An 8,708-nucleotide genomic window follows, 5' to 3' on the forward strand; every position below is an offset into this window, starting at 1 on the left:
TTGGAGACGTTGAGTGTCTCCAATGTGGCATTGGGGGCATCAGCCACACAGCACCCTCATGGGGCCGGGAGAGCAGCCGACTTGCCACTCATGACACCCTGGACAGAACACCCATGAGAGTGGCTTTCGCAACACCAGGGCAGCCCTCGCCGGACACAGCCCCGATCGCCTGCCCCTCAGACCTCCGCGCGGGCCACGATCGCCCGGGTGTCCACACCCGACGGGAGCGTCCCGAAAGCGACACCCCAGTCACCACCCAGCCGCGACGCGCAGAACGCGTCCGCCACCGCCGGAGTCCCGTGCCGCACCAGCAGGGAGCCTTGCAGCACCAGCGCCATCGACTCGACCAGCCGCCGCGCCCGGTACTCGATGTCCGACAGATCCGACAGTTCCTTGCGCAGCCTGCCCACCGCGTCGTCCAGCCGCACGTCGGCACCGGCCGCCTGCTCCACCTCGGTGAAGTACGCCGCCACCGACTCCGGCTGCTTCGCCATCGCCCGCAACGCGTCCAGTGCCGCGACGTTGCCCGAACCCTCCCAGATCGACATCAGCGGAGCCTCACGGTAGAGCCGCGGCATCCCCGACTCCTCCACATATCCGTTGCCGCCCAGGCACTCCAGCGCTTCCACCGCATGCGATGGGCCGCGCTTGCACACCCAGTACTTCGTCACCGCCAGCCCCAGCCGCCGGAACGCCTGCTCCTGCTCGTCACCGGGCCGGTCGGTGGCCGCGGCCAGCCGCATCCCCACCGTCGTCGCCGCTTCGGACTCCACCACGAGATCCGCCAGCACGTTCCCCATCAACGGCTGATCCACCAGGTTCGCCCCGAACGCCCGCCGGTGCCGCGCGTGATGGACGGCCCGCACGGCGCCGTACCGCATCCCCGACGCGCTCCCGACCGCGCAGTCCAGCCGGGTGTTGTTCACCATCTCGATGATGGTGCGCACCCCGCGGCCCTCCTCGCCGACCAGCCAGCCGATCGCGTCGTCGTACTCGATCTCCGACGACGCGTTGGACCGGTTGCCCAGCTTGTCCTTCAGCCGCTGCAACCGGATCCCGTTACGGGTACCGTCCGGCAGGACGCGGGGGAGCAGGAAACAGGAAAGCCCGCCCGGCGCCTGCGCCAGCGTCAGGAACATGTCCGACATCGGCGCCGAGGTGAACCACTTGTGCCCGACAAGTACATAACTGCCATCACCCAGCGGACGCGCCGACGTCGTGTTCTCCCGGACGTCCGAACCGCCCTGCTTCTCCGTCATCGACATCCCGGCGATCAGCCCGCGCTTCGTGCCCGGCTCACGCAACCCGAAGTCGTACTCCGTCGACGCCAGCAACGGCTCGTACCGCTCGGACAACTCCGGGTTGAACCGCAACGCCGGAACCGCCGCGTACGTCATCGAGATCGGGCACGTGTGCCCCGCGTCGACCTGACCCCAGACATACATCTTCGCCGCCCGCGCCGCGTGCGCCCCCGGCCGCGAATCCCGCCACGGCGCCGCGTGCAGCCCGTAGGACACCGCGACGTCCATCAGGTCATGCCAATACGGGTGGAACTCGACCTCGTCGATCCGGTTTCCGACCCGGTCGTGCGTCCGCAGCACCGGCTCGTTCTCGTTGACCAGCCTGCCCCACTCCTGCGCCTGCTCGCTCCCGGCCAGCCTGCCGAGCGCGTGCACCTCCGCCACCGCCCAGCCGGCGTCCGCCCGCTCCAGCGCCTCCAGCAACGCCGGATCCGCGGCGACGTCGTGATCCGCCAGCGGCGGTACCTGATTGGTGACCTCATGAGTGATCGGCATCGGAACCTCCCAAAGAACGCAGGACGAAAGTGCGCAGCCCGGACACCTCGTCCGCACTGCCGGTGGTCAACGGGCCGATCAGCACCTCGGCCGCCGCTCCCACGAGCGCCGCCGCGGTGACCTCGGCGTCCTGCGCCGGGAACACCCCGGCACGGACACCGTCGGCCACGTGCTGGGCCACGACATCGCGGAACGCCCGGCGGAACACCAGCCGCTCCGCCTCGATCGGCGCGTCGACAGGCTCGGCGAGCAGCGCGTACGCCATCCGAGGCGTCTTCAACGCACGGGACGCGAAGGTGTCGAAGACCGCCACGACCCGCTCCGCGGGCGTACCCGGCCGCTCCGACACCTCGCGCACGGCCTCGACCTCACGCGTGACGACCTTCCGGAACAACTCCACGACCAGCGCGGCCTTGGTAGGGAAGTGGCGGTACACGCTCCCGACCGCCACTCCCGCGCGCTCGGCGACCGCCGACACCGAACACCCCGCGTACCCGCGTTCGGCCAGCTGCTCCATGGCGGCGGCGAGGACGGCGTCACGCTGGGCGTCCAGACGCTCCTGGACCTTCGGGGTTCGGCGGTACGGCACCCAAGAAGTGAAGCACTGATTCACACCTTCAGTCAACGCACTCGAAGCAACCCCTCGATCGCCCTCGCGATGCCCTTCTTGTCATAACCGCTGGTGGGCATCGTCGCCGCATGGGCATGACGGACGACCCCGTCCCGGTCGATCAGCAGACTGCCGGACTGCCGCATGGCCCCGAACACCTTCCGCACCAGCCCGACCGCCTCATGTGGCGTCCCACTCCGACCGGTCAGCGAGGTCGGAAACCGTCGAACCGATTTCGAGCATGAGCGCACCTCATGAGCTATTCGTGTGCTTCATGAAGACCCACGTCGTACAGCAGCAACCGGCGGACCGTCGCCCGGGCCCGGTGCAACCGGGACTTCATCGCCGGCGTGCTCGACCCGAGCGCACCCGCCGCGCCTCCAACCGACGCAGGACGTCGTCCTCCGCCGAGACCATCGCCCCGGGATCCACCAGATCGTCACCACGCAACGCACGCCGCGCCCGGCGCCAGGCACTCGTTACGCACGATCCGGAACATCCACGACGCCAGCGCACCGGAAGCCCGCAAGGCGCCGATCTTGCGATACAGGATGACCAACGCCTCCGGCGCGGAATCCTCCGCATCCTCCGGCGAAGCACACAACGAACGCGCGAAACGCCGCACATGCGGATGAGAACCCGACACCAGCGCGGCAATGGCATCCGCGTCCCCGCCCTGCGCGGCCACGACCAACGACTCCCTCGGCCAACCGGCCTCTGCCACACGACCCCTTCCCGCGCCGGGCTTGCCCCGGCCCCTACGAAAGCACCCACAGGGGGCAGAGGATTCAGCCCACGACAAAGCCCACGTCACCCGATGGCATGATCGCCGGTATGACCTGGACCGCCCCCGAGGTGACCCGCCCGTCCGGCGACACCGCCGCGCACGAGAGCATCCTCCTGCCCAGCCTGCTGGCCTGGCACCGCAACACCTTCCTTCACAAGCTCGCCGGCCTCACCGGAGAACAACTCGCCCAAGCCTCGGTCCCGCCGTCCAACCTGACCCTGCTCGGCCTCATCCGGCACCTGGCCAAGGTCGAACGCATCTGGTTCCGCCTGCGCTACCGGACACAGGACATCGGCCCCCTCTACGACCCCGCCCTCGGCAAGGACCACGACTTCGAGGTCATCGACGCCACCCAGGCCGAACAGGCCTACAACACCCTCCTCGAAGAGATCCGCCTCGCCGACGAAGCAGCCGCCGGCCGCTCACTCGACGACACCTTCGACGACGGCGGCAACCCGTTCTCGCTGCGCATGATCTACGTCCACATGATCGGCGAATACGCCCGCCACAACGGCCACGCCGACCTCATCCGCGAACGCGTCGACGGCAACACCGGGGCCTGAGGAGTGACCATGGAGTACGGATTCGTCGGCGCGGGCGAAATCACCGCCGCCATCGTCGAAGGCCTCAGCAAAGACGTCACCGACCCACCCTCGATCTTCCTCTCACCCCGCGGCCGCAGCGTCGGACAAGAACTCAGCGACCGCTTCGACAACGTCAAGGTCTGCGACAGCAACCAAGCCGTCCTCGACCACGCGACGACCATCGTCCTCGCCGTCCGCCCGCCGATCGCCAAGGAAGTCCTCACCGACCTCACCTTCCGGCCAGAGCACGTCCTCATCAGCGCACTCGCCGGCGTCCACCTCGCCCAACTCCGCGAATGGGCCGCCCCGGCAGGCGAGATCGTCCGGAGCATCCCGCTACCCCCGGCCGCCCACCGCCAAAGCCTCACCGCGATGTACCCCGACAACGCCGCCGCCCGCGCGCTCTTCGCCCGCACCGGAGGCACCGTCGTCCCCGCCGAAGAACAAGCCCTCGACGTCTTCAGCACCGCGACCGCCACCTTCGCCGCCCACCTCGACTACCTCGGCACCATCGCCGCCTGGATGACCGGACAAGGCGTCGAAGACACCGTCGCCACCACCTTCACCACCCACATCTTCGGCCAGCTCGGCCAAGCACTGCTCGACCACACCGGCTCCCTCGAAACCCTCACCGGCAAGCACATGACCCCCGGCGGCCTCAACGAACAAGTCCTCACCGACCTGCGCACCGAGGGCGTCCCCGACACCGTCCGCCACGCACTCGACAGCATCCTGAACAGACTGCGAGACCAGTGACGATCGTCGCCAGACTCCGGGCGGCCGGGTGCGTCTTCGCCGAAGACGAAGCCCGGCTTCTAAGCGCCGAAGCCCGCACAGAAGCCGAACTCGACACCATGGTCCAACGACGCGTCGACGGTGAACCACTCGAAGTCATCCTCGGCTGGGCCGAATTCTGTGGACTCCGCGTCGTCGTCGAACCCGGCGTTTTCGTGCCACGACGCCGATCCGAACTACTCGTCCGCCACGCCGTCACCCTGGCCCGGCCGGGAGCCGTCGTCCTCGACCTCTGCTGCGGCACCGGAGCCCTCGGCGCCGCGGTGGCCGCCCGCGCAGGCGCGATCCGGCTCCACGCGGCCGATATCGAGCCCGCCGCCGTCCGCTGCGCCCGCGCCAACGTCGCCGACGCCGGGGGAGAGGTCTACGAAGGCGACCTCTTCGCACCCCTTCCCGCAACGCTGCGAGGCCACATCGACGTCCTCATCGTCAACGCTCCCTACGTCCCCACCGACGCCATCGCCATGATGCCGCCCGAAGCCCGCGACCACGAACCCCGCGTCGCACTCGACGGCGGGCAAGACGGCGTCGACGTCCACCGGCGCGTCGCCGCCGAAGCCCCACAATGGCTCGCGCCGGGCGGGCACCTGCTGATCGAAACAGGGGAGAGCCAGGCCCGGCACACCGCGGAAGCCATGGCGCACAACGGATTGACCCCCGAAGTGTGCACCGACGACGAGCTGTACGCGACGATTGTTGTCGGTGCCGGGGGATAGGGTCGCCGCCGTGACCGACTACCTCCAAATAACCCGCACCGCCTACGACACGGTCGCGGCCGACTACGCCGAAGTCCTCCGCGGCCACCTCGCCGGATCCACCTGGGACCGCGCGATGCTCGGCGCCTACGCCGAACTCGTCCAAGCCGCCGGCGGCGGACACGTCGCCGAAATCGGCTGCGGACCCGGCCGCGTGACCGACTACCTGCACAGCCTCGGACTCGACGTCCACGGCATCGATCTCTCACCGGAGATGATCGCCGTCGCCCGGAAGTGGTACCCGCACCTGAACTTCGAAATCGGGAAAATGCCCGGCTTGTCCATTGAGGACGGTGCACTGGCCGGCGTCGTCGCGTGGTACTCGATCATCCACACCCCACGCGAGCGGCTGCCCGAGATCTTCGCCGACTTCCACCGGATCCTCGCCCCCGGCGGTCACCTGATGGTGGCCTTCCAGGTAGGCGACGAGAAACGCCACATCGAACACGCCTACGGCCACGACATCACCTGTGACGCCTACCGGCTACCGCCGGACAAGATCGCCGAACAGCTGGGGGAGGCCGGGTTCGCCATGGTCTCGCAACTCGTCCGTGAAGCGTCAGGGGAATTCGAGAGCACGCCGCAGGCCTACCTGATCGCCCGCAAGCACGAGGGCGTGTCAGACACGCCCTAGGTCAACGACGCCGAGCCTCGACAAGCCAGGCCGCCGAGCCGTAGAAGACGCCTCGGTCGGTCTGGTGCGCGGCGAGGTCGGCACGTAGCGCGTCGATGACCTTCGCCCTGGACGCCTCGTCGAGATCCCGGGCTCGCTCGCCATGGTGCTCGACGATGAACTCCGCCGCGTCGTCGACGTCCTGCCCGAAGTACATCGACTGGTTCAGCCGTGTCGATCGGACGTCGGTGTACCCGGAAGCGGTCAGCAGTCCCTTGGTCTCGGCAGGGTCGCTCAACGCGAGATCTGAAGACGGCACATCGCGGCCGGCGGCGAAGATCGTCCGGAAGGTGGTGATCCATTCGTTGAGCCGCAACGGCTGCCACGTCAACAGCACGAGACGGCCACCCGGCCGCGTCGCCCGCGCGAGATTGGTGAACGCGGCCAGGGGAGTACCGAAGAACATCGCCCCGTGCCTGCTGATCACAGCGTCGAAGCCCGCCTCGGGGAACCGGTGAACCTGAGCGTCCGCCTGTTCGAAGGAAACGTTGGGAACACGTTCCTGCTCGGCGACCCGGCGAGCGAGGCCGAGCATCTCGGCAGAGAGGTCCACACCGAGCGCCGAACCTTCGGTCGCCAGGCGCGCGGCGTCACGCGTCGTCTGGCCCGCACCGCAGCCGACATCCAGCACCCGGTCGGAAGGCTGGATGTCCGCTGCGGCGAAAAACGGGTCCCGATACGCGGCGACGCCGTCGTTGATGCGCTGAGCGCGTTTCGTCCACAACGCGCCTTGCTCACCGTCCCACGCGTTCAACATCTGCACGTTGGACGGGTCAACGCGCGCAGCGGTGCTTTCGGACATCTTCAGCTACCCCCAGATTTTGAACTCCGGGGGAGACGCTAGCGCACCCGGCAAGAACTCACCCTGGCGACGGCAGCTCCATCGCCGCGAGCTTGGCCGGGTCGGTCACCGCCGCGATGTCGGTGATCCGGCCGTCGACCACGGTGAACGTGATGACCGAGAGCAAGGCACCGTCGTCGTGCCAAGACACGACACCAGGACGGCCGTCGACGAGCACCTCTCGTCCCTGCGCGGCCGACGCTGCGGAAAGCTTCGCACCCGCGGCGACCTTGGTGGCGCCGAGGACGACGACCTGACCATCAGGGGTGTCGACGGTCAGCCGCACCCCGGGATCGAGCACGCGCAGCAACCCCTCGAGGTCACCGTGCCGAGCGGCCTTCAGAAAGGCCTTGACCACCTCCCGCCGCACCTCGCCGGCGACAGCGGGCTGTCCCGTCGCCTGCACTTTCTTGCGGGCGCGGCTGGCGAGCATCTTGGTGGCGTCGGTGGACTTGCCGAGGATCCGGCCGATCTCGTCGAACGGCACCGCGAACAGGTCGTGCAGCACGAACGCCAGTCGCTCGCCCGGCTTGAGTGACTCGAGGACGACGAGGAGCGCGAGCCCTACCGAATCGGCGAGCGCCACGTCATCCTCGGGTGCGGAGCCGCTGTCGGCCCGGTCGGACTCGGGTAGCCCGTCGCCGTAGTAAGCCTCCGGGCGGGCCTGACGTGATCTCAGTACGTCCAGACTGATCCGGCCGACCACCGTGGTCAGCCAGCCCGCCAAATTCCCGATGACCGCCGCGTCCTGGCGGGAGAGCCGCAACCAGGCCTCCTGGACCACATCCTCGGCGTCGGCGTGCGATCCGAGCATGCGATAGGCGACCGCACGCAACCGGTCACGCTGGCCCTCGAACGTCTCGGCCACCGAATTCGTCCGGCCGGCATCGATCACCATGTCACCCTTCTCGGAGTTGCTTCGATCATGCCCGCTGCTGGCGGAGCGAGATCCGGTTGCCGTCCGGATCCACCGCCTCGACGCGAACACCGAACGGGTAGTCGACCGGTTCAGGCTCATCGAAGGTCACGCCTCGTCGACGAAACACCTCGAAGTCCTTCCTCAGATCATCCGACTCGAGGATGAGCGGCCCGGGTGCGGTACCCGACTCGGCGGGCTGTCCAGCAGCCGGCGCATGCGACCAAAGAATGATCTTGACCGGGCTACCGGCGACGCCCACGGTGAGGAAGCGTCCGTCCGGACCCGGGTAGTCGACCTGCTTCTCGAGGCCGAGCCCTTCTGTATAAAACTTCAGTGCGCGGTCCTGATCGGTGACGTAGACCGTCACGTACATGATGTTCGTCAGCATCCTGTTCCACTCCCATTTCGGTCCGACGACCAAGGGGCTCGGTCGTCGCGCCGATATGACGGGAGTCGGCGGGAAGAGGTAACAGACCCTGCCTCCCGGGGGACGTCGGTCAACGACAGAGGAGGCATGCCCGATGCGTTACTTGACATAATGTACATTATCGGCGCTTTGGCTGACCTGGATAACGAGGCCGAGAGGGGTCTCCGACAGGACCTTTCGTCGCATGTCATGCAGGGAAGCTTCCTTCTCTGCGGCGGGCGCGGGCATGGCTCTCGTCAGGCGCCCTGGACCCGACCCAAGCCCAGGGCGCCTGAGCAGCGAGTGGCGCCCCCGAAGACGTCAAGCGAATGAGCAATCACCCGTCCTCAATACGTCACAGTGACGAATCAACCTGGGCATCTCTGGCGTCAAAGCCGGGTAGGCACGACAGCTCCAGTCAGCCCTGGGTTCCGCCAAAGCCACCCGGCCGGCCGCCGACCAGCTCGTTCTCGCCTCGGTGTGTCATGAGGGGTCCCCATAGGACAAAAAACGTCTCATGGGGACCCCTCATGACACACCGG

Annotated in this window: 10 protein-coding genes and 1 pseudogene; 4 read left to right on the forward strand and 7 right to left on the reverse strand. The window is 68.0% G+C overall.

Features of this window, described 5'->3' with window-relative positions; all coding sequences use genetic code 11:
* Nucleotides 1-176: 176 nt before the first annotated feature.
* The 4 genes and pseudogenes from AB0M65_RS38915 to AB0M65_RS38930 all read right to left on the reverse strand — a co-directional run bounded on the left by AB0M65_RS38915 (nucleotide 177) and on the right by AB0M65_RS38930 (nucleotide 3,130).
* Nucleotides 177-1,796 (reverse strand): acyl-CoA dehydrogenase family protein, encoded by a 1,620-nt coding sequence (locus tag AB0M65_RS38915; RefSeq protein WP_364039978.1) that lies wholly within the window; start codon nucleotides 1,794-1,796, stop codon nucleotides 177-179.
* Nucleotides 1,780-2,385 (reverse strand): TetR/AcrR family transcriptional regulator, encoded by a 606-nt coding sequence (locus tag AB0M65_RS38920; protein WP_364039981.1) that lies wholly within the window; start codon nucleotides 2,383-2,385, stop codon nucleotides 1,780-1,782. Before AB0M65_RS38920 ends, AB0M65_RS38915 begins: the two co-directional genes overlap by 17 nt.
* Before the next feature lie 32 nt (nucleotides 2,386-2,417).
* Nucleotides 2,418-2,573 (reverse strand): hypothetical protein, encoded by a 156-nt coding sequence (locus AB0M65_RS38925; protein ID WP_364039984.1) that lies wholly within the window; start codon nucleotides 2,571-2,573, stop codon nucleotides 2,418-2,420.
* 92 nt (nucleotides 2,574-2,665) lie between these two features.
* Nucleotides 2,666-3,130 (reverse strand): annotated as a pseudogene (locus tag AB0M65_RS38930) (sigma factor).
* Nucleotides 3,131-3,240: 110 nt separating this feature from the next.
* Between AB0M65_RS38930 and AB0M65_RS38935 the strand changes: the two are divergent.
* From AB0M65_RS38935 to AB0M65_RS38950, 4 genes are read left to right on the forward strand one after another with little or no spacing between them, the layout of a single operon-like run.
* Nucleotides 3,241-3,756 (forward strand): DinB family protein, encoded by a 516-nt coding sequence (locus tag AB0M65_RS38935; protein WP_364039986.1) that lies wholly within the window; start codon nucleotides 3,241-3,243, stop codon nucleotides 3,754-3,756.
* A 9-nt stretch (nucleotides 3,757-3,765) separates the two neighbouring features.
* The gene (locus tag AB0M65_RS38940; protein ID WP_364039989.1) at nucleotides 3,766-4,533 is read left to right on the forward strand and encodes an NAD(P)-binding domain-containing protein; all 768 of its coding nucleotides are present in this window, start codon (nucleotides 3,766-3,768) and stop codon (nucleotides 4,531-4,533) included.
* Nucleotides 4,530-5,288, forward strand: a complete 759-nt coding sequence (locus AB0M65_RS38945) for a putative protein N(5)-glutamine methyltransferase (RefSeq protein ID WP_364039992.1) — start codon at nucleotides 4,530-4,532, stop codon at nucleotides 5,286-5,288. Before AB0M65_RS38940 ends, AB0M65_RS38945 begins: the two co-directional genes overlap by 4 nt.
* A 10-nt stretch (nucleotides 5,289-5,298) precedes the next feature.
* Nucleotides 5,299-5,961, forward strand: coding sequence for a class I SAM-dependent methyltransferase (locus AB0M65_RS38950; protein WP_364039995.1), 663 nt, complete (start codon nucleotides 5,299-5,301; stop codon nucleotides 5,959-5,961).
* 1 nt (nucleotide 5,962) lies between these two features.
* On the opposite strand, the gene AB0M65_RS38955 is transcribed toward AB0M65_RS38950, so the two are convergent.
* From AB0M65_RS38955 to AB0M65_RS38965, 3 genes are read right to left on the reverse strand one after another with little or no spacing between them, the layout of a single operon-like run.
* Nucleotides 5,963-6,802: a methyltransferase domain-containing protein gene (locus AB0M65_RS38955; RefSeq protein WP_364039998.1), complete on the reverse strand. Its 840-nt coding sequence runs from the start codon at nucleotides 6,800-6,802 to the stop codon at nucleotides 5,963-5,965.
* 58 nt (nucleotides 6,803-6,860) lie between these two features.
* The gene (locus AB0M65_RS38960; RefSeq protein WP_364040001.1) at nucleotides 6,861-7,739 is read right to left on the reverse strand and encodes a sigma-70 family RNA polymerase sigma factor; all 879 of its coding nucleotides are present in this window, start codon (nucleotides 7,737-7,739) and stop codon (nucleotides 6,861-6,863) included.
* 25 nt (nucleotides 7,740-7,764) lie between these two features.
* Nucleotides 7,765-8,148, reverse strand: a complete 384-nt coding sequence (locus AB0M65_RS38965; RefSeq protein ID WP_364040004.1) for a VOC family protein — start codon at nucleotides 8,146-8,148, stop codon at nucleotides 7,765-7,767.
* Nucleotides 8,149-8,708: the final 560 nt, after the last annotated feature.

Source organism: Amycolatopsis sp. NPDC051071 (assembly GCF_040682875.1).
In the GTDB taxonomy this organism is placed as follows: Bacteria; Actinomycetota; Actinomycetes; order Mycobacteriales; family Pseudonocardiaceae; genus Amycolatopsis.

What these genes read in the sequence shown, in the direction of transcription:
- AB0M65_RS38915 (WP_364039978.1), bottom strand. Translation starts at nt 1,796, where the DNA reads ATGCCGATCACTCATGAGGTCACCAATCAGGTACCGCCGCTGGCGGAT.
- AB0M65_RS38935 (WP_364039986.1), top strand. Translation starts at nt 3,241, where the DNA reads ATGACCTGGACCGCCCCCGAGGTGACCCGCCCGTCCGGCGACACCGCC.
- AB0M65_RS38940 (WP_364039989.1), top strand. Translation starts at nt 3,766, where the DNA reads ATGGAGTACGGATTCGTCGGCGCGGGCGAAATCACCGCCGCCATCGTC.
- AB0M65_RS38955 (WP_364039998.1), bottom strand. Translation starts at nt 6,802, where the DNA reads ATGTCCGAAAGCACCGCTGCGCGCGTTGACCCGTCCAACGTGCAGATG.
- AB0M65_RS38960 (WP_364040001.1), bottom strand. Translation starts at nt 7,739, where the DNA reads ATGGTGATCGATGCCGGCCGGACGAATTCGGTGGCCGAGACGTTCGAG.
- AB0M65_RS38965 (WP_364040004.1), bottom strand. Translation starts at nt 8,148, where the DNA reads ATGCTGACGAACATCATGTACGTGACGGTCTACGTCACCGATCAGGAC.